The organism is Kitasatospora sp. NPDC042419 (assembly GCF_056437345.1).
On sequence record NZ_JBWKAW010000003.1, the window covers coordinates 178168 to 197897 of the forward strand.

The window sequence follows — 19730 nt, forward strand, 5'->3', positions numbered from 1 at the left end:
CTCTGCATTGGAGTGCGTGTTGTCCTACCGCGGCCTGATACTCGACTTCGCGGGAGTGATGACCACTCCGATTGGCCAGTCCTCCCGGGCGTGGTGTGCCAGCGAGGGCCTTCCGCCCGACGCCTGGCGGCGCACGCTCGAAGACGATCCGGCGGGTCGGGCGCTCTACGTGGAGCTGGAGCTGGGCCGCATGCCGCAGGCCGAGTGGAACCGGGAGACCGCTGCGCTCCTGGGGGTGGCCGCCGAGAACCTCATGGGGCGTGCCCACGGCGGTGTGCGGGCGGTGGCGGCGATGGTGGAGCTGGTGGAGCGGGCCAGGGACAAGGGGATCATCGTCGCGCTGCTGTCGAACTCCTACGGCTTCGATCCGTACAACCCGTATGTGGAGACGGGGGTCTGGGACCAGTTCGACGTGCGGGTCATCAGCGGACAGGAGGGCATCGCGAAGCCGGACCCGGTGATCTTCCGGCTGACGCTGCAACGCATGGGCCTGGCCGGCACCGACTGCGTGTTCGTCGACGACCACGCGCCGAACCTCGCGCCGGCCGAGGCACTTGGCATCACGACAGTGTTCGCAGACGGCCCCGACACCGCCGCCCGAGTAGCTGGACTGCTGGACCTCGACCCCGTCGAATCGGCTGCGACTGACAGTCACTGACGGCTCACCAAGAACTATCCGGCCGCAAACTCCTACGCACCGTACGACTTGGCTCTCCCCCGATCTCTGGAAGTCGTACGCACCGCCGGTTCGCTCAGAGCGACGCTGGCGTGACAGTAGTGACATGCCTTCGGACGTACTTCAATCGCCAGGCCGTGTCCCTGTAGCGATCTACATCGCTTCCCCGGGCGCGGACCCAGGCGGGGTGCTGGAAACGCACTGCCGCCAGTACGCGGAGACCCGCGAGTGGGTGGTGGCTGCCGTCTTCGCGGACGTGGGGCCGCTGCCTCCTCTGGAGGAGCGGAAGGGCTGGACCGGCGTTCAGAACGCCCTGGCGGCGGGCACCGCGCGAGGCGTCGTGACGTGGACGCGGTCGATGGTGGCCGAGAGTGCCGAGGCGTGGGAACGCTTGGTGGTGCGGCTTGGCGAGCTGGCCTGGTTCCTGGCGGCCGGAGCGCTCGACACACCCGGGCAGGCACTGTACGGCCGCGGCTGCCCGGACGAGGTATCCGCCAGCCACGGCCAGGGTGTGCGTCGTGTGCCGAACCGAGGCAGTTCCTCCCCCCGCGCCGACCCGCCTACGAGGCGCTGACCTAGGGCGGGGCGAGCTCGCTCAGCACCTGCAGGCGGCTGCCAACGCGCTCATCCCTTCCGACAGGAAGGGATCGGCTCTCCAGAGGAAAACGGCAAGATCATATTTCGCTGTGCATATGACCGCTCGAATGGTCGCCAGCGAATGCTCTCGGGCACGTTACTGCGGCTGGCAGTTGCTCAGGTCGAAGGTGATCACTTCGCTTGTCGCGGTCGAGACAGTCCCGATCCGCCACCGAGCACGCCTCCGTACATCACCTCTGCCATTCACCTCGGCGGCCTTCTGGCTCCGGTGTCGCGGCTCCTCCTAGCAACATCTTCCTGGAAGGGAACGGCGATGGACGTCTCATACGGCCCCGGGCCGCAGCTCGTTCAGCATCCCGCCGGCCACGACGAAAAGTTGCGCGGGGCGGTGGAGGAGCTGCGAGCCGGACGTTGGTGGGCGGCCCGGGCGCTGCTGGCCGGCTCGTGGCGTGACCGGGCGCTGTGGACCTCGCGCACCCAGGCGCTCGGTGCGGTCGCAGCCCACACGGATGTCCTTCAGCACTGGGCCGGCGAGGAGCCGAACGGTTTCGGTCTGGTCACGCTGCAGGCCAGGGCATCCGTCGAACTGGCTCTCATGGCCAGACAGTCGGGTTCCGCACCGCGAGAGGTTGCCGCCCGTGAGCACTCGGCCCGGGGGTGGTGCTGGCAGGCGGCTTCCACGCTTGCCCGCGACCCCGTTCCGTGGATCGGTCTGCTGGCGCTCGCCCAGTTGGACACCGGCCAGGCACGTCCTGAGCATCGGGCCGGGGCACCGGACCAGATGCTCCCGCCCGGCCCGTGGGCCCTGCTCGACCAGGCTCTCATGGCCGACCCGTGGAACAGGGAAGCGTTCCACCGAATGCTCCGCTTCTGGATGGCTCGCGGTGAGAGCGGCCCGGCGATCGAGTTCCTGGCCACCTACCTGCCCAGCGCACCGGGCGGTTCCGCCCTCCACGCGCTGCCGCTGTACCTGTACGTCGACCGCTACCGCCGTGCCGAGCGCAAGGAAGCGGTCCAGATGCAGTGGACGGACGACGAGACGGTCCGCAACACGGTGCTACGCGCCTTCGGGCACTGGCAGGCTGCGCTCGCGCAGGGAGTGCGATGGCCGGTGGTGGACGAGAGTCACCTCGCGCACGCGCTCTGGGCGAGTCGCCAACGCCCGCAGGCGGCCGAGGTGTTCGCCGCCATGAGCCCGTTCATTTCAGCGCAGCCCTGGCAGAGCATGGCAGCGGACCGGCCGGGCGACCTGCTGCGGCAGGCGATGAACCAGTCCTACGCCGTCGCAGGCTGACCGCCACCGACCAGCCTTCCGCCCGGCCCCGCGCCGGGCCCGATCCCCCTCTTCCTCTGGAGGTTTCGCCATGTCCTGGCCCCAGCGCACCGCGTCCGGACCCGAGGACCAACATCTTCGCGCTCTCGGCTACGAGCCCGAACTCGTCCGCAGGATGGGCGGGTTCGGCAACTTCGCGGTCAGCTTTTCCGTGATCAGCGTGCTCAGCGGCTGCATGACCCTGTTCGGGTTCGGGCTGGTGACGGGCGGCCCGGCCGTGATGATGTGGGGCTGGGTCGCCGTCGGCCTGGCCGTCCTGCTGGTCGGCGCGGCGCTCGCCGAGGTCACCAGCGCCTACCCCACCTCCGGTGGCCTCTACTACATGGCCCAGCGGCTCGGCGGTCCGCGGTGGGGCTGGACGACCGGCTGGTTGAACCTGCTCGGGTTGTTGGGCGGGATCGCCGCCATCGACTACGGCGCCGCCAGCTTCATCACCGCGTTCGCCGGGCTGCAGTGGGGGGTCGCCCCGACGCCGGGCCTGATCCTGACGATCTTCGCGGGCGTCCTGGTGCTGCACGCCCTGCTGAACGTCGTCGTGGTCCGCGTCGTGAGCCTGCTCAACTCCGTCTCGGTGTGGTGGCACCTGCTGGGCGTCGCGCTGATCGTCGGCGTGCTCACCGTCGTCCCCTCCCACCACCAGTCCGTGGGCTGGGTGTTCACGCACTTCGAGAACGGCACCGGCTGGTCCAACCCCATCTACGTGAGCGCCATCGGGCTGTTGCTGGGCGGCTACACGTTCTGCGGCTACGACGCGAGCGCGCACCTGTCGGAGGAGACCAAGGACGCCAGGCTCGCCGCGCCGCGCGGCATCGTCCGCTCGATCTGGGTCTCCCTGCTGGCGGGCACGGTGCTGCTGGCCGGCCTGCTGTTCGCCGTCCACGACTACGCCGGCACTGCCGCCTCCGCCGTGCCGCCCGCACAGATCTTCCAGGACGCGGTCGGGGCGACCGGCGCGAAGCTGCTGCTGCTCGTCGTGATCGGGGCCCAGCTGTTCTGCGGCAGCGCGGAGACCACCGCCGCATCGCGCATGATCTACGCCTTCTCGCGGGACGGTGCGCTGCCCGGCTCGGCGACGTGGCGTCGGGTCTCGGCGGGCGGCGTGCCGGTGCCCGCGGTGTGGCTGGCGGTGTCGGTCGCCTTCGTCCTGGCTGTCCCGTCGCTCTGGTCTCAGGTTGCCTACGGCGCGGTGACGGCCGTGAACGTGATCGGGATGAGCTGCTCCTACATCATCCCCGTCTACCTGCGGCTGCGGCGGGGCAGCCGGTTCGTCCCCGGGCCCTGGGAGCTGGGCCGGTGGAGCCGGCCGATCGGGATCGCCGCCGTGGTGTGGGTGGTCACCCTGACGGCGCTGATGTGCCTGCCGCAGCGCGCCCCCGTGACCGTCGAGACGTTCAACTACGCACCCATCACCCTCGCGGCGGTCCTCGTACTGGCGTGGGCGTGGTGGAAGCTGGCCGGCAACAAATTCTCCGTGCCGGTGGTGGCCGACCCGCACATGGCCCGGGTCGAGGCGCAGATCGTATGAGGGCAACGACACGGGCCGCCCGCTCCCGCGCGGCCAAGCCCCCGACCACGGCGGCGCTCTCGCCGACCGGGCCGCTGGAGCAGCTGGTGTCCGCCTTCGGCCTGGAGACGGTGCTGCTGGCGACGGTCGACGCGCAGGGCCGGCTGAAGGGCAAGGAGTACGACGCCGCCCAGCTGGTGGAGCGGCTGCGGTCGGGGGCGCTGTCCCCGGAGGTGTGCACGTACGTGCTCGGCACCGACCTGGGCATGACCCCGGCGCAGACTGGTCCGTTCTCCTGGCAGTCCGGGTTCGGCGACGTCGCTCTGCTGCCCGGCACCGGGCGGGCCCGGGTGCTGCCGTGGCTGCCGGGCACCGCGGTGGTGCTCGCCGAGCCGATCAGCGGCGGATACCCGCACCCGCTGGCTCCGGGCACGGTGCTGGCCGAACAGCTGTACCGGCTCGCCGGGGTCGGCGTGGTGCCGGCGGTGGGGATCGAGACCGAGTTCGTGCTCTACGAGGGCACCGCCCGGGACTCGGCGGCCTCCGGCTGGAGGGGCCTTAGCCCCGCGGTGCGGGACAACGGCGACTACGGCCTCGACCAGCCTGGCCCGGTGCGGGAGTTCGGCCGCAGGCTCCGCGAGGTCCTGGCCGCCGCCGGTATGCCGGTCGAGGCCGTCAAGGGCGAAGGTGCGCCCGGTCAGGTCGAGGTGACCTTCCCGTACGGGGAGGCGGTGGCGGCGTGCGAGCAGCACGTGCTGTTCAAGCACGCCGCCCGGACGGTCGCGGACGAAGCCGGTCTGACGGCGTCGTTCATGGCGGCCCCGTCCACCGGGGTCGGCAGCGGCCTGCACCTGCACGTGTCCCTGGCCGACTTCGACGACCGGCCGGTGCTGGCCGCCGACCCGCAGGACGGGACCGAGCTGTCGGAGCTGGGCGGGCAGGCGGTGGCCGGCCTGCTGGCCGTGCTGCCCGAGGTCGCCCCGCTCTGGGCGCCGTACGTGAACAGCTACAAGCGGCTCAGCGACCACTCCTTCGCGCCGGCCCGCCTCACGTGGGGCCGGGACAACCGGACGTGCGCCGTGCGGGTGGTCGGCCACGGCCGCAGCCTGCGGCTGGAGGTGCGCCTGCCGGGTGCGGACGCCAATCCGCTGCTCGCCCTGGCGGCGGTGTTCGCCGGAATCCGGCACGGCATCGAGGCCGGCCTCAAGCCCCCGCCCGCCGTCAGCGGCGACGCCTACGAGCAGCGCGATGTGCCCCTGGTGCCGCAGTCGCTGGAGGAGGCCGTCGGCAGCTTCGAGGCCAGCTCCCTGGCCGGTGAGCTGCTGGAGGAACCGGTGGTCGCGCACCTGGCCCTGATCGCCCGCATGGACCTGGACCACCACGCCCGTGTGGTCACCGACGCCGAGGTCGAGCGCGGTCTCCTCCAGGCATGAGCCCCGGGCCGGTCGCGGGTCGAATCCCCCTCCCCGCGCCCGGCCCGGATCCAACCCCCACACCACGCTTCCCCGTTGGAGAACACCATGGACACCACCACCCGGCCCGAGACCGTGGTCGGAACCAATCCGCGGCCGGCCGTTCCCGGTCTGCTGGCGGCCGTGCACCTGGTCGACGTCGTCGCCTCCGGCATGGAGGGCCTGGCCCGGTGGCTGGCCGAGGCCGGAGCCGACGTCACCGGCAGCATCCCCGAGACCGCCAGGAACAGCCCCGTCGTCGCCGCGCTCGAAGCGGCGGGCGTACGGGTGCACGTCGGCTTCGACGCCGGGCACGTGCGCACCGACCGCACGGCGGTGGTCTGGTCGGGCGTCGTCGCCGGACCGCACCCCGAGCTGGACCGCGCCCAGGTGCTGCGGCTGCCGATCCTCGGACGTGCCGTCGCGCTCAAGGCCCTCTCCGTCCAGGCCGGAGCCGGGGCGGTGGCCGTGGCGGGCAGCCACAGCACCGCGACCGCTGCAGCAGCCCTCGCGCACGTCCTCGACGACGGACGGACGGGCTGGGTACTGACCGCCCCGGCCCGCGACGGTGCCGCCGGGCACGCGGGGGACGGCAGCCGAATCGTCGTGGACCTGTGCCCGGACGCCGGCACCCACGAGGCCGCTCCGCCCGGCGCCTGGCAGCACCGCCCCGCCCCGCACTTCCTGACGACCGAGCCCAGGTTCACCGCCGCGCTGATCCTCGCCACCAGTACCAACGCCCCGCACTTCGAGGACAACATCGCCGGGCTCAACGCCGCCGACAGGCTCGCCCGCAACGCGAGCGTGGTCGTCCTGCCGACCTGGGACACCAGCACGGCGAACCTGCGCGAACGCCTGGGCGACCGTCCCGTGCCCGACCAGCGGGTGGTCACGGTCGGCACCGACCCCGACTCCACCGTCTGGATCATGACACCGCGCTGGACCGGCACGGACTTCCGCGTCGTCCTGCGCTACCAGAACACGGACCACGCCTTCGTCCTCCCGGTGGCCGGCCGCCACCACGCGCTGGCGGTGTGCGCGGCCCTCGCCACCGCCCTGGTGCTCGGCGAGGACCCGCAGGCCGTCGCCGAGCGCGCCGCCTCCTTCCGCGGGGTGGAGCGCTCGCTCTCCACGGTCGGCTCGCAGCGCGGCATCACGGTGGTCGACTCCCGGGCCCGGCACCCGCGCGAGGTCGCCCAGGACGTGGAGGCCGCCCGGATGCTCACCGACGGCTCCCTGCTCGTCGTCCTGGAGCCGGACGGCATCGCCCGCACCAGCAAGCACGCGGCCGAACTCGGCGCCGCGCTCGTCGGCGTGGACCACGCGCTGCTGCTGCCGGTCAGCACTCCGCTGGTCCACCACACCGTGCCCGACCCGCTCGACGACGTCGAGCAGGCCGCCCGTCACAAGCTCGGCGAAGGCAAGGTCCAGCGGGCCCGCTCCGGCCCGTGCGAGCCCGGCCCCGAGCAGCTCGTCGGTGAACTGGCCGCCGAGGGCGACCTGGTCCTGGTCATCGGCAGCGGGCAGTCCGAGCGTCTCGGGGCCCGTCTGCTGTTCCACCTGGCGGCGCCCGGTGCGCCGATCCCTCAGCACCTGTGAACCGTTCGAACCGCCCTGTTGGAGACGCCGCCGTGCCCACCGCGCCCTTGCCCGTCCTCGCCTCCACCGAACGTCGGCTGATCGTCCTGGCCTCCGCCGGAGCCACTTTCGAACCGCTCGCCCGCACCGCCGGGACGAGGAGCGCTGCACCGTGAGCGCCCGGCCGAGACCCGGGCGGATCGCGCTCGCCGTGCTGTGCTTCCTGCTCGGCGTGATCATCGGCGGATGCACCGTACACCTGCTGGAGCACTTCGCTGAGATCGGCCGACCGGTCTACCTCGGCATCTTCGCCGCCGCCGCCCTGACCACCCTCGGCGTCGCCGACCGCCTGGTCAACCACCGCACGCCGCCCCCGAACGACCCCGGCCGTACCGGCACCCGCCGGTTCGGCTGACCAGCACGACCCGCACCACCCATGGCGGCCGTTCGGGCCAGGGCCGCACCCCTTCGATCACAGAGACCAGATGACCACACCACCCACCCACCAGCGTGCCCCGGGCCGTCGCGACGGCGGACCGGAGCGACTGCGCTACATCGAGGCGCCGGAGCCGTTCGAGCCGGACGGCTTGCAATCCGTATTCCTCGCCGGGGCGACCATCGGCTGCCCGGACTGGCAGCTGGAGGCGGTCGACCTGCTGGCGAGCGCCGGCTTCGACGGCACCGTCCTCAACCCGCGCCCCTCCCGCAACCCGGCCACCGACCCCTACGCCGCGTGGGCGCCGTTCGGCTGGCAGGACACCAACATCCGCCGGGCCTCTCTCGTCCTGTTCTGGAACCCGATCGGCCACGTGCGTGTCCAGGACTGCTACGAGGCCGGCCTGTTCAGCCCCTACGGCGGGGCGGTGGTCGTCGGCTCGGACCCGGCCGACCCGGTCCAGAAGGCCAACCGGGTGCTGCTCGGCCACCTCATGCCGTGGCTGCCCGTCGCCGACACACTCGCCGAGACCGTCACCGCAGCCCTCGCCGCGCTGGCCACCCCGGCCGCCGTCCGCGGCTGACCACCAACTCTCCCGCTCACGTCAGGACCACCATGCTCCGCGCCGCCACCCCGTTCCGGATCGAGGACCTCGCCCTCCTCGGCAACACCCGCACGGCCGCCCTGGTCCGCCCGGACGGCGCCATCAACTGGGCCTGTATGCCCGACTTCGACTCCCCGGCCGTCTTCGCCTCGATGCTCGGCGGCGAGGAGTACGGCTTCTGGCGCGTCGGCCCGGCCGTCTACGACGGCTCCCCGCCGCCGCCGGCCGACCGCCGCCAGTACCTGGGCGACACCATGGTCCTGCGCCAGGAGTGGGACACCGACACCGGCGTCCTCGCGGTCACCGACTTCATGCCCGGCCCCGGCGTCACCGACGACGCCGACCCGCAGATCATCCGGATCGTCGAGTGCGTCAGCGGCGTGGTGCGCGTCGCCTCCGTCTTCCGGCCCCGTACCGACTACGGCGCGACGCTGCCGACAATCCAGCGCTTCAACCACGGCACCCCGCGCCTGTCGGCGACCACCCACCCGCACTCGTACTGGCTCGACGGCCCCTCGCACACCGTCAACCGCGACGGGGTGTGCCGGGCCGACGTCACCCTCCACGCCCACCAGAGCATCGCGCTCTCCCTGACCTGGAAGCCCTCCAACAGGCCCGCGCCCATCCCGCCGGACGCCTTCGCGGAGCTGGACGCGACCGTGGAGTTCTGGGAGGAGTGGGCACGGGGGTGCACCTACCGGGGCCCGTACCGCGAGGCCGTGGTGCGCTCCGCCCTCACCATCAGGGCCATGTGCCACCCGGGCGGTGGCGTGATCGCCGCGCCCACCACCTCCCTGCCCGAACAACTCGGCGGCGAGCGCCAGTGGGACTACCGGTTCGTGTGGCTGCGCGACAGCGCGCTGGCCATCGCCGCCCTGATCCGGCTCGGACAACTGGAGGAGGCCCGGCGCTGGCGGCGCTGGATCGTCGCCACGATCACCCCCGAACGCCTCCAGCCGATCTACCGCCTCAACGGCGACGCCGACCTCGACGAGGAGGTCTTGGACCACCTGCCCGGGTACGAGGATTCCCGGCCCGTGCGCATCGGCAACAGCGCCGCCGGCCAGCTCCAGCTCGACGTGTTCGGTGAGCTCGCGGACACGCTGCTGCTCGCCGAGGACGCGGGCCTGCCGCCCTCACCGCAGGTCGACTCCCTGCTCCTGGCGCTCGTTGCCCAGGTGGAGCTGCGCTGGCGGGAGCCGGACGAGGGGATCTGGGAAATCCGGGGCGAGGCACGCCACTTCACGCATTCGAAGGTCATGTGCTGGGTCGCCGTGGACCGGACCCTGCGGCTGCTGGAGCGCCGCCCCGGCGCCGACCCCGCCGTCCTGGTCGGCCTGGCCGCGCTGCGCGAGGAGATCCACCACGACGTGTGCGCCCACGGCGTCGACGAGCGCGGAGTGTTCACCCAGTACTACGCCGGCCAGACCCTCGACGCCTCCCTGCTGCTGATCCCCCAGGCCGGCTTCCTGCCCGCCGACGACAAGCGCGTCATCGCCACCACCGAGGCCGTCCAGCACGACCTCACCGAGCACGGCCTGGTCCTGCGCTACGCCACCCACGAGGCGCCCGGCGCCAACGTGGACGGCCTCGCCGGCCACGAAGGCGCCTTCCTCGCCTGCTCGTTCTGGCTCACCGAGAACCTCGCCGCCATCGGCCGCACCGACGAGGCCCGCGAGCTGTTCGACCGGCTCCTCGCCCTGCGCAGCGACCTCGGCCTGCTCGCCGAGGAGTACGACCCCCTCGCCCAGCGTCAACTCGGGAACTACCCGCAGGCGTTCTCGCACTGGAGCATGGTCGACGCCGCCGTCCGCCTCGCCCCCAGGCCCCAGGCCCGGCGGGCCGCACCGCCCCGCCCCCGGGCAGCTGTCGAGCAGGCGGCACCCGCCGCCGTGGTCGCGTAGTGCGCGGGGGCGAGGTGCGCAACACCGTCGACAGCTCATCGGTCGCCACCGCCGTCCAGGCCGGCACCATCACCGGCGGCGTGCACCTCCACCCGGGCCCGCCCTCGCTGCCGACACCGGTGCCGCGCCAACTCGCCCCCGTCCCCGCCGTGTTCACCGACCGGGAGGAGGCCCTGCTGTCCCTGGACGCCGTCCTCGGCCGGGCCCCCGCCGACGAAACGGCACCCGTCGTGGTGATCACCGGCCCGGACGGCGTCGGCAAGCGCGCCCTCGCCACGAAGCTGGGCCACCAGCTGGCCAGCCGATACCCGGACGGCCAGCTGGTGGCCCGACTTCGCGCAGGTTCCCCGGGCGGCCCCGCCACCGCGGCCGAGACCGCGCGGTCACTGCTGCGCTCACTCGGCCTCGGCGACCACGCCCCGCTGCCCTGGACCGAACAGGACCTGCTCGGCCTCTGGCGCAGCGAGACCGCCCGGCGGCGCGTGCTGGTGGTGCTGGAGGACGCAGCCGACGCCGGTCAGGTGCTGCCGCTGATTCCGGCGACGCCGGGCTGCCTGCTCGTGGTCACCAGCCGCGACCCGCTGCCCGCGCTGCTGGCCCACGGCGCCGTCCACCACCGCCTCGAACCGCTGGCGGCCGAGCACGGCCTACGGCTGCTGTCGCGGATCGTCGGCGAGGAACGCACCGGGCGCGACCCGCAGGGGGCGGCGGCCCTCGTCGGGTTCCACGGCGGGATGCCGCTGGCCATCGCGCTCGCCGCAGCCGACCTCGTCCTCCAGCCCGACCTGCCGCTGCGCGCCGGCCTACCCGCGCCCTCCCCATCAGGGGCAACCCGATCGGACAACCCCGTGCGCCACGCCGTCGATACCGCCCTCGCCCACCTGTCACCGCAGGAGGCCGGGTTCCTGCGGCGGCTCGCCCTGGTCCCGGCCCCGGACCTCGACCTCGCCTCCGGTGCCGCCGCGACCGGCACCACCCGCGACCAGGCCCGCGTGCTCCTCACCGAGCTGGCCGCCCGGGGCCTGCTCGACACCGCCCACCGCGCCGCCGTCCGCGGCGACCTCTACACGCTCCGCCCCGCCGTCCGCAGCGCCGCCATCGGCGTCGGAGCACCCGCGAGGCTGGCCGCCGACGACGCCTGCACCGGCTACCTCACCCACCTGCTCCAGGCCGCCCGCGCCTGCGCCCAGCTCCTCACCCCGCACCACCGTGCCCTACCCCGCCCCGCCTTGCTGCAGCGCCCGGTCGAACCCCTGCGCTTCACCAACCGGCACGAGGCCCTCGCCTGGCTGGAGGCCATCGCCCCCGCCGTCGGCGCCGCCATGATCACCGCCGTCGACCGCGACGACCCGGCGATCGCCTGCGCCCTCGCCTCCGACCTGTGGCCCCTCTTCCACTACCACCGCGACGTCCCGATGTGGATCACCGTGTACGAGGCCGGGCTGCGCGCCGCACTGCGCTGGGGCGAGCCGATGGCCATTCGCGAGATGTCCTCCGCCCTCGCCCTCGGCCTGGTCGCCGCCGAACGCCACAAGGAGGCCGCCACCCACTACTCACGGGCCGCCGCCCTGGCCCAAGCCGCAGGCGACCGCGCCGGCGTCGCCCAGTACACCTCCGGCATCGGGGCCGCCCTCCACGACGCCGAACTGTACGACGAGGCCCAGTCGTTCCTCGGAGAAGCCCTCAGCCTCTACAGCGACCTCGACGACCGCCGGGGCGCGGGACTCGCCGGGATGCTCCTCGCCTCCGCAGCCGCTCGCCAGGGCCATGTCGACTTCGCCCTCCCGATTCTGCGCATGGCCCGTACCGATCTCACCGGCCTCCAGCCACCGGACCCGCTCAACGCCGCGAGGGCGCTGGCCTACCTCGGCGAGGGCTACTCCCTCGCCGGCCAGCACGATCTCGCCGTCTCGACGCTTGTCCAAGCCCGGCGCGAGTTCGCCGACCTCGGCCACCGCCACTGGATCGCCCGCACCACCGAGTTCCTCGGACTGGCCGCCGAACGCGCCGGACAGTCGGACGTCGCCCTCGGCTGGTACACCGCCAGCCTCCACCAGTACACGGGCCTCGCCAGCACGAGAGACGAGAAGCGACTCAACGACCGCCTCGCCGCCGTGCTCGCCCCGTGCCCCGACACGCGGTGAGCGTCGCCCCGACCGCCGGCGCGATGTCCCCGCCCCCGCCACCGACCACCACCACCCCGGACTCCGACATGCCAACCGCTGCCCCACCCGTCCACCACCGCACCCCGCCCCGACCGGCGGCCCACCGCCAGCACCCCCGCGTCCGCCCCGCGTCCGCGAGCGCCCCCCTCTCCGCACCGGGCATCCGGTGAGCCCCGCAGAGCGGGAACCCCGCACCCTGGACCCGGCAGGCGAGGCAGCGCTCGCCGAAGCCGCCGCGATGACGGGGCTCGACCCGGCCGGCGCGGTCGTGCTCCAGCACCGCCAGCACACAGTGGTGCGCCTGCCCCGCGCCACCGGCCGGTCCTCCGCCATCGCCAAGATCTACAAGCCGGGCGAGGACCACTCCGCCGTGCAGTGCCAGACGACGGCCGCCCACTGGCTACGGGACAACGGGGTGATGACGGCCCGTCCGCTGAGCGCGCCCGCCGTGACACGCCAGGGCCGGCTGGTGACCTTCAGCGAGGACCTGGGCGACGGCGGCCCCGTCTCCTCCGCGCAACTGGCACACCTGCTGTCCGCGCTCCACGCCCTCCCGGTGCCCGAACACCTGCGCCTGCCGGCACTCGACCCTGCCCGCCAGCTTCTGGCCAGGATCGCCGCCCTGCCCCGGCGGGTCCTCGCACCGGCCGACCGGTACTGGCTGTACGGACAGGTCACGGCAGCCGGCCAGCAGTGGTCCGCCCACCTCTGGCCCCAAGCCCCGGCCGTCGTGCACGGCGACCTCAACACCTTCAACACCATGCTGAGCCCCAGTTACGGACCGGCACTGCTCGATCTGGAATCCCTCGCCGTCGGACCTGCCCTCTACGACCTCGCGTTCGTGGCGTGGACCCGGGACGGCTTCGCTGCGGACCCCCACGGGTACGAAGAATTCCGGACGGCCTACGGTCTCGACGTCACCACCGTCCAGCGCGGCGCGGCATACAGGGTGCTGGCCCGCCTGCGAGCGGCATGCGGCGTCGTCATAGCCCTGGAAGCCGCAACACACGACCCGGCGTGGATGCCCGAGGCCACGCACCGGACGGCCTGCCTGCGGCGCCAGAGCGAGGGCCCGCCCGCCTACCCGTGGGACTGGAACAGCCGCGAGGCCCCCGTGATGCGACGGCCCGGGGAGGCGCGCAGCGACTGATCAGGCAGTGGCCGGGCCGGGCGGGTGCGTGCCCGGCCCCGGACCGGCCGCCGGTCCTCGATGCCCGGCGGACCACCCGCACCGGCCTGCGGGAGAGGACGCCATGACGAGCGGCCCCCGCCCGTCCGGGCTCCGTCCGGGCTCCGGCCGGGCCCTTGCCGACACCCCGCTTGAGCGCACTGCCACGGACCGCCGACGCCACCAGTTACTGCTGCAAGGACACCCATGCTTCGCACCACCCCCCGGATCGAGGACACCGTCCTGCCCGAAACCGCCCCTTCCCACCCTGCCCGGCGTCCGCGTGCGTTCGCCGGCGTGACCTTGTGGCCGGACCAGGACGAGGCGGTCGACAAGGCCACCGCCGCGCTGAATGCCACTCCACAGGTCGTCGTCCTAATGGCCTGCGGATCCGGGAAGACCGTGGTCGCGGGCGCCATCGCGCAGGAGGTCCTCCCCCGCACCGGCAGTGTGCTGATCGCCGTTCCCACACTTGACCTGGTCAGCCAGACCCTCGACCAGTGGGCCGGCGCCTTCGGCCCCGATGCCCTCGGCGAGGTGATCGCGATCTGCTCGGACCGACGGGTCCTCGGTGACGCCTCCGCCGGCCGCGGTGCCCGGGTCGTCAGCGATCCTCAGGAGCTTGCCGACCTCAGAACGACGGGGCGGCGGATCACCGCGATCTGCACCTACCAGAGCCTGCACATCGTGATCGCCGCCCACCAGGCCGGCGCCGGCGCCTGGGACCTCGTCATCGCCGACGAACTGCACCGCTCGGACAGCAACACCTGGGCACGGATCCACAACGACCAGAGCATTCCGGCCCTGCGCCGGGTCTCCCTGACGGCGACTCTCAGGGACCTCGTCGGCACCGACGGCATCCCGGTCCGGCCCGACCGGTTCGGGCCCGTCGTCCACCGGCTGTCCGTGGGCGAGGCCATCGAGCGGGGCCGGCTCGCCGACTACGAGCTGGTCATCGCCGACACCTCCACCCGGACCGTTACCGACCTCGTCCGCCAGGGCACCTTCCTGACCGTGGGCCCCATGCACGTCGAGGCCACCGTCGTGGCGAAAGCCGTCGCGGTCCTGCGCGCGGCCACGGAGCGCGGCTCCCGCCGCATGATCACCTACCACTCGACGGTCGCAGCGGCCCGCGCCTTCGCCCAGCTCCTGCAGCACCTGGTCGCCCACCTGCCGCCAGAGCACCGGCCCGCCTCACTGTGGACCGGACACGTCCACGGCCGACAGGACCGTACCGTGCGCCGCCGGATCCTCGACCGCTTCCGGTCGAGCACCGAGAGCCTCGCGGTCCTCACCAACTCCCGGCTCCTGATCGAGGGATTCGACTGCCCGGAGACCGACGCCGTCGCCATCGTCGACCCGCGCCGCTCGAAGATCGAGGTCACCCAGATCGCCGGACGGGCCCTGCGCCGGGGCGACCGGAGCCGCGAGAAGGTCGCGGCCATCATCGTCCCGGCCATCACAGCCGCGAACGCAGGTGAGGACAACGGGTTCAACACCGCCCTGGCCACCGTCGCGGCCATGGCCGCCATGGACGAACGGCTCTACCGCCACCTCACCCGCATGCGACGCTCCCGCGACCGCCCCGCCCGACCGGCCCAACCACCGGGCCTGCCGAACTGGATCTCCTTCAGCGGGACCGGCGAGATCCCCGCCGGCTTCATCGAAGCGATCACCACCAGGGCCGTCCTGTCCACCGGTTCCCGCCGGGAGCGCCACCTGGCCGACCTGAAGGCCTTCCACGCCCAGACCGGCCACCTGCGCGTCGCCCGGGACTGGATCGGCCCCAGCGGGGAGAGGACCGGGCAGTGGCTGAACAACGCCAAACACCGGCACCGCCAGAACTCCCTGCCCGCCTCCGTCACACGCCGGCTCGAAGACCTCGGTGTCGTCTGGCACACCGGGGAAGCCGAGTGGAAGCAGCTCGTGCAGGACCTGACCGACTACAAGGCCGAGCACGGCAACCTCCTGGTGCCCAGCACCTACGTCACCCCCGGCGGCCGGCCCCTCGGCTCGCAAGTCCGCGTCAGGCGAAGGCAGGGCGACTCCCTCAGCACCGCCCAGCGCCACGAGCTGGACGCCCTCGGATTCGTGGGCTCCGTCGCGGAGCACCGGTTTCGGAGCAACATCACGCTGCTGAAGGAGTTCGTGGCGCAGCACGGCCATGCCCGTGTCCCGCCGTCGGACCGAGGCGGTGACCACGGCCGCCTCGGGGACTGGCTGAAGAACTGCCGAAAGAACGCCCGTCAGGGACGGCTGCCGCTGTGGCAGCACACTGAACTGACGGCATGCGGCGTCGACCTCCCCCCGCACCACGACAGCACGACCGGGCCGCAGCACGAGGAGCGTCGACCACGCCTCGCCTAACCTGGGTTGATGCACTTACTCGCTGCGCATCGCCTTACGGGCATACTTCTGTCGGACCTTCCTGCGCGATGGGCTCACTCCCAGCAAGTGTTGTCTCAGGCACGGAAGCTGGCGCCCGTTGTGGGTAGTGCTCGTGAGGTTCTCGCGGTGAGCGCGATCCTGCACGATGTGGGCTACGCGTCCGCGGCGGTTGATACCGGCCAGCACATGATCGACGGTGCCCGCTACCTTGCCCGGTTGGGATGTGATCCGCTGGTCTGCTCGCTGGTGGCCTACCACTCCTCGTCGGAGTGGGAAGCAGCCGAGCTTGGGCTGGCGCCCGCGCTGGCGGAGTTCGAGCGGCCCCCGTCCGATCTGTTGGACGCCATCACGTTCTGCGACCTCACGAGCGGGCCCGGCGGCGCTCTGGTGGATGCCACCTCGCGGCTCGATGAGGTCCTTTGCCGCTACGCTCCGGACCACGTCGTTCACCGGGCCGTGTCGGCGGCGCGCCCGGCCTTGCTCTCGATGGTCGCCCGGGTCGAGGAGCGGCTGGCGGCTCGTCCGGGCGGTTACCCGATGTAGGGGGCGGGGTCGTTCTCGAATCCGCGGTCGAGGCGAAGCCGTGTCGTCGGCGCGATATCCAGGGCGTCAAGTTCGGACCGGGGCGTCCACCGGACCTCGAACGACTCCGAGCTGGCCCTCAGCGTGCCCCCCTGGGGCTGTGCGCGCAGCGTGATGGAGAACTCCTGGCGCACCTCGCCGTCGGAGAAGGCGATCACGTGGCCGGGGTCGCTGTAGATGCCCACCATGCCGGTCACCCGCACCCGGATGCCGGTTTCCTCCTCGACTTCGCGGACGGCGGCTTCGGCGATGCTTTCGCCGATCTCCTGGACGCCTCCGGGCATTGCCCAGCGTCCGTTGTCGGAGCGTCGCTCCAGGAGCACCTCGTCGTGGTCGTTGAGCACGAAGGCGGTGACGGCGGGGACGATCCGCTGGGCTTCCGGGGCGTCGGGGTCGTTGAAGTAGTCGGTGCGGCTCACGGGGTGCTCCTCTTCAGCGGTTCGGCTCGGGCCCAGACCTTGTCGAAGCTCTCCTGGTAGCTGAGTACGAGCAGGGCTCCGGCGACGCGGCGCAGGTGCAGGACCGGGGTCAGTGGTGCGCTGATTCCGTAGATCTGGGTGTTGACCAGCAGTTCGTCGTCGGATCGGTAGAGGGAGTTGTGCAGGGTGGAGCGGTGCGAGCGGAACTCGATTCCGGGTACCCCGTAGAGCGGCCTGTACAGCTTGATGACTTCCCGGACCTTGTAGGCGACTCCCTCGCCGATCTCCTCCTCCTCGCCTCGGCGGGCGACCTCGGGGCTGTCGGGGTCTCCCAGCAGGATGCGGATGCGAACGCCGGCGTCCGCCTTGGTTCGCAGGAGGCGGTGCCAGCGCGGGTTCTCCGCGAGATGGACCCCGGCGTGTACGAGGATTCCCAGCTCGGACGTGGCCCGCTCGGCGAAGGTCAGCCAGAGGTCCGGTGGCACGGAGGAGCGGTGGGGGTAGACGTGGACGATCTCGGCGTCCGCGGCGTCGATCCGCTGTTCCTCAGGCTTCGCGTTCGGCCAGAGGTAGTCCTCTTCGAATCCGAGGAATGCTGCTGTGGCCTGCCGGTGCTTGCGGTAGGGCTCGCGGCCCTTGGTGATCCAGCGCTCGACGGTCCTCGCGTCCACCCCGGCGTGCTCCGCGAGGTCTTCTTCCTTGACGCCCCGGCTCACCAGCGCGGAACGCAGTCGCTCATTGGCCATTCGACCCCCACTTCGGACGTCTTGGGACGCACTCGGACGGCCTGACGCTAGCGGGGACGTCCTGATACGTCCAGCTCATGTCTGATCATGTCCCGCACGGTGGAGGCACTCTGAGTTATCGCCAGCTCACGCGCGGGTGCCCCATCCCCGTCCGAGCCGGCTATGGACCACTCGCCTGCGTGCGCATCGGCCCTAAGCCGCAGCCGCCGCCGGCAACTGAAGCACCCACTTCGGTCCGCCCGCGCATCGTTCGCGGGACTCACTCCGCCCTCCGTCATGGAGGACTACAGGAAGAAGTACGGAGATGACTGGACACACGCCGCGTCATGCGGTCGTCATCGCCTCCGGTGGTCTGGACAGCACCACCGTGGCCTACTGGCTCGCCGACCGCGGCAGCCGACTCTCGCTGCTCTCCTTCGACTACGGGCAGCGGCACCGCAAGGAACTCGACTTCGCCCGACGCATCGCCGGCCACCTCGGCGCCCACCATGAGGTGGTCGACCTCAGCGGACTCGGCCGCCTGCTCAGCGGCTCCGCGCTGACCGACCCCGGCATCCGGGTCCCGGATGGCCACTACACCGCCGAGAGCATGCGCAGCACCGTGGTGCCCAACCGCAACGCGATCATGCTGGACATCGCGGTCGGCATGGCGGTCGTCCTCGGGGCGGACGCGGTGGCGTTCGGCGCGCACGCCGGCGACCACGCGATCTACCCGGACTGCCGCAGCTCGTTCTTCGACCTGTTCGCCGAGACTGCGAAGGCCGGCAACCAGGGATTCCTCGCCGACGGATTCGAGGTGCTGGCGCCGTTCATCGACCTCGCGAAGGCCGACATCGTGGAGATCGGGCGCCAGGTCCAAGTGCCGTTCCAGGACACGTGGTCCTGTTACAAGGGCGGCGAGCTGCACTGCGGGACGTGCGGGACGTGCACCGAGCGGATCGAGGCGTTCTCGCTGGCCGGTGTCGAGGACCCGACCGAGTACGCCCGCGCGGAGGCGGCCCGATGAGCGCCGGGGTTCTGGCCGGCCGCCACCGGATCGGCAAGGTGTTCCGGTTCGAGGCCGCGCACTTCCTGCCCGGCCTGCCGGACGGCCACCAGTGCGCCCGGATGCACGGCCACTCCTACACGGTGGAGTTCGTCCTCACCGCGGACCGGCTGGTCGAGCCCGGCTTCGTCACCGACTTCGGGGACCTGGCACCCGTGAAGGCGATGATCGACTCCACGCTCGACCACCGCGTGCTGAACGAGGTCCTGCCGTCGGCGCCGACCTCGGAGAACCTCGCGGCCTGGTTCGCCGGCTGGTTCGTGGAGCACGTGGAGCCGGGCCTGCCCGGCCGCCTGGCGGCGGTACGGGTGTCGGAGACCGCGAGCAGCTGGGCCGAGTTCCAGGTGGGTGAGCGATGAGCCTCATGGGCGGCGCGGTACTCGGCGGCCGGGGGCTGCTGATCGCGGAGTGCTTCGGTCCGACGTTCCAGGGCGAGGGCCCGAGCGTGGGGGAAGAGGCGCTGTTCATGCGTCTGTCGCGATGCAACCTCAAGTGCCCTCGGTGTGACACACCGCAGACCTGGGACTGGTCGAGGTTCGACCCGCGAGAGGTGTCCACCCGGCACGGCGTGGAGGACTTGGCCGCCTGGGTGATGTCCCACTCGCCCCGCCTCCTGGTGGTCACGGGCGGTGAGCCGCTGCTCCAGCAGAGCGAACTGATCGCCCTGGTGCAGTTGCTGTCCGGCCGGCGGGTGGAGGTGGAGACGAACGGGACCGTGGTCCCGCTGCCCGGCCTGGTGGAGGCGGTAGAGGCGTTCAACGTCTCGCCGAAGCTGCAGGCGTTCGCGGCGCCCGGGGACCGCCGTATCAACCCGGAGGCGCTTCGGGCGCTCGCGGCCTGCGGGAAGGCCCGGTTCAAGTTCGTGGTCCGTGACATCGGCCAGCTCGATGAAGTGGCCTCCCTGGTAGAGGAGTTCTCCCTCACTCAGGTGTGGATCATGCCGGAGGGTACGAGCAGTGCCGAGGTGATCGCCGGCCAGCGGGCCCTGGCGGAACCCGTCCTGGCCCGTGGCTGGAACCTCAGCACCCGGCTCCACACCCTGATCTGGGAGGACGAGGGTGGCCGCTGACAGCGCCAGGGCACCTGAGCGGCGCGGTCGTTCCGGTTTCCCCGGACCGCGCGTGTGCGGTAGCG

18 protein-coding genes are annotated in these 19730 nt (G+C 72.2%); 16 read left to right on the forward strand and 2 right to left on the reverse strand.

Annotation, left to right across the window (positions count from 1 at the left end; translation table 11 throughout):
* The first annotated feature begins 16 nt into the window (after positions 1-16).
* From AC067J_RS08055 to AC067J_RS08115, 13 genes are all read left to right on the forward strand, one after another.
* Entirely contained in the window at positions 17-658 is a 642-nt protein-coding gene (locus AC067J_RS08055; RefSeq protein ID WP_478297069.1) for an HAD-IA family hydrolase, read from the forward strand.
* Positions 659-863: 205 nt separating this feature from the next.
* On the forward strand, positions 864-1250 hold the full coding sequence (locus AC067J_RS08060; protein WP_401001804.1) for a hypothetical protein: 387 nt from the start codon (positions 864-866) through the stop codon (positions 1248-1250).
* A gap of 336 nt (positions 1251-1586) precedes the next feature.
* Positions 1587-2567, forward strand: a complete 981-nt coding sequence (locus tag AC067J_RS08065; RefSeq protein WP_401001802.1) for a hypothetical protein — start codon at positions 1587-1589, stop codon at positions 2565-2567.
* A 70-nt stretch (positions 2568-2637) separates the two neighbouring features.
* Positions 2638-4131, forward strand: coding sequence for an amino acid permease (locus tag AC067J_RS08070; RefSeq protein ID WP_478297070.1), 1494 nt, complete (start codon positions 2638-2640; stop codon positions 4129-4131).
* The gene (locus tag AC067J_RS08075; RefSeq protein ID WP_478297071.1) at positions 4128-5543 is read left to right on the forward strand and encodes a glutamine synthetase family protein; all 1416 of its coding nucleotides are present in this window, start codon (positions 4128-4130) and stop codon (positions 5541-5543) included. The genes AC067J_RS08070 and AC067J_RS08075 overlap by 4 nt, the downstream gene beginning before the upstream one ends.
* Before the next feature lie 87 nt (positions 5544-5630).
* Positions 5631-7160, forward strand: coding sequence for a Mur ligase domain-containing protein (locus AC067J_RS08080; protein ID WP_478297072.1), 1530 nt, complete (start codon positions 5631-5633; stop codon positions 7158-7160).
* A gap of 151 nt (positions 7161-7311) precedes the next feature.
* On the forward strand, positions 7312-7554 hold the full coding sequence (locus AC067J_RS08085; protein WP_478297073.1) for a hypothetical protein: 243 nt from the start codon (positions 7312-7314) through the stop codon (positions 7552-7554).
* A 70-nt stretch (positions 7555-7624) separates the two neighbouring features.
* Entirely contained in the window at positions 7625-8158 is a 534-nt protein-coding gene (locus AC067J_RS08090) for a hypothetical protein (protein WP_478297074.1), read from the forward strand.
* A 32-nt stretch (positions 8159-8190) separates the two neighbouring features.
* Positions 8191-10083, forward strand: coding sequence for a glycoside hydrolase family 15 protein (locus AC067J_RS08095; protein WP_478297075.1), 1893 nt, complete (start codon positions 8191-8193; stop codon positions 10081-10083).
* A gap of 14 nt (positions 10084-10097) precedes the next feature.
* Positions 10098-12227 carry a hypothetical protein gene (locus AC067J_RS08100; RefSeq protein WP_478297076.1) on the forward strand — a complete coding sequence of 710 codons (2130 nt, stop codon included), beginning with the start codon at positions 10098-10100 and terminating at the stop codon, positions 12225-12227.
* A gap of 187 nt (positions 12228-12414) precedes the next feature.
* Positions 12415-13398, forward strand: a complete 984-nt coding sequence (locus AC067J_RS08105) for a phosphotransferase (RefSeq protein ID WP_478297077.1) — start codon at positions 12415-12417, stop codon at positions 13396-13398.
* A gap of 225 nt (positions 13399-13623) precedes the next feature.
* Positions 13624-15783, forward strand: a complete 2160-nt coding sequence (locus tag AC067J_RS08110) for a Helicase associated domain protein (protein WP_478297078.1) — start codon at positions 13624-13626, stop codon at positions 15781-15783.
* A 9-nt stretch (positions 15784-15792) separates the two neighbouring features.
* Positions 15793-16347 carry an HD domain-containing protein gene (locus AC067J_RS08115; RefSeq protein ID WP_401001785.1) on the forward strand — a complete coding sequence of 185 codons (555 nt, stop codon included), beginning with the start codon at positions 15793-15795 and terminating at the stop codon, positions 16345-16347.
* On the opposite strand, the gene AC067J_RS08120 is transcribed toward AC067J_RS08115, so the two are convergent.
* Entirely contained in the window at positions 16335-16805 is a 471-nt protein-coding gene (locus AC067J_RS08120) for an NUDIX domain-containing protein (RefSeq protein ID WP_401001784.1), read from the reverse strand. The two genes, AC067J_RS08115 and AC067J_RS08120, sit on opposite strands and share 13 nt — an antisense overlap.
* Positions 16802-17551 (reverse strand): helix-turn-helix domain-containing protein, encoded by a 750-nt coding sequence (locus AC067J_RS08125; RefSeq protein ID WP_401001782.1) that lies wholly within the window; start codon positions 17549-17551, stop codon positions 16802-16804. The genes AC067J_RS08120 and AC067J_RS08125 overlap by 4 nt, the downstream gene beginning before the upstream one ends.
* Before the next feature lie 304 nt (positions 17552-17855).
* Here AC067J_RS08125 and queC point away from each other — a divergent pair, with 304 nt between their 5' ends.
* The 3 genes from queC to AC067J_RS08140 are packed head-to-tail and all read left to right on the forward strand — an operon-like array spanning position 17856 to position 19665.
* Positions 17856-18557 carry a 7-cyano-7-deazaguanine synthase QueC gene (gene queC, locus AC067J_RS08130; protein ID WP_401001780.1) on the forward strand — a complete coding sequence of 234 codons (702 nt, stop codon included), beginning with the start codon at positions 17856-17858 and terminating at the stop codon, positions 18555-18557.
* On the forward strand, positions 18554-18955 hold the full coding sequence (locus tag AC067J_RS08135; RefSeq protein WP_401001778.1) for a 6-pyruvoyl trahydropterin synthase family protein: 402 nt from the start codon (positions 18554-18556) through the stop codon (positions 18953-18955). Before queC ends, AC067J_RS08135 begins: the two co-directional genes overlap by 4 nt.
* On the forward strand, positions 18952-19665 hold the full coding sequence (locus tag AC067J_RS08140; protein WP_401001776.1) for a 7-carboxy-7-deazaguanine synthase QueE: 714 nt from the start codon (positions 18952-18954) through the stop codon (positions 19663-19665). Before AC067J_RS08135 ends, AC067J_RS08140 begins: the two co-directional genes overlap by 4 nt.
* Positions 19666-19730 lie beyond the last annotated feature (65 nt).

Coding starts and splice junctions, on each gene's coding strand:
- AC067J_RS08065 (WP_401001802.1), top strand. CDS start 1,587: ATGGACGTCTCATACGGCCCCGGGCCGCAGCTCGTTCAGCATCCCGCC.
- AC067J_RS08090 (WP_478297074.1), top strand. CDS start 7,625: ATGACCACACCACCCACCCACCAGCGTGCCCCGGGCCGTCGCGACGGC.
- AC067J_RS08080 (WP_478297072.1), top strand. CDS start 5,631: ATGGACACCACCACCCGGCCCGAGACCGTGGTCGGAACCAATCCGCGG.
- AC067J_RS08140 (WP_401001776.1), top strand. CDS start 18,952: ATGAGCCTCATGGGCGGCGCGGTACTCGGCGGCCGGGGGCTGCTGATC.
- AC067J_RS08115 (WP_401001785.1), top strand. CDS start 15,793: ATGCACTTACTCGCTGCGCATCGCCTTACGGGCATACTTCTGTCGGAC.
- AC067J_RS08125 (WP_401001782.1), bottom strand. CDS start 17,551: ATGGCCAATGAGCGACTGCGTTCCGCGCTGGTGAGCCGGGGCGTCAAG.
- AC067J_RS08135 (WP_401001778.1), top strand. CDS start 18,554: ATGAGCGCCGGGGTTCTGGCCGGCCGCCACCGGATCGGCAAGGTGTTC.
- AC067J_RS08110 (WP_478297078.1), top strand. CDS start 13,624: ATGCTTCGCACCACCCCCCGGATCGAGGACACCGTCCTGCCCGAAACC.
- AC067J_RS08075 (WP_478297071.1), top strand. CDS start 4,128: ATGAGGGCAACGACACGGGCCGCCCGCTCCCGCGCGGCCAAGCCCCCG.
- AC067J_RS08095 (WP_478297075.1), top strand. CDS start 8,191: ATGCTCCGCGCCGCCACCCCGTTCCGGATCGAGGACCTCGCCCTCCTC.
- queC (WP_401001780.1), top strand. CDS start 17,856: ATGACTGGACACACGCCGCGTCATGCGGTCGTCATCGCCTCCGGTGGT.
- AC067J_RS08070 (WP_478297070.1), top strand. CDS start 2,638: ATGTCCTGGCCCCAGCGCACCGCGTCCGGACCCGAGGACCAACATCTT.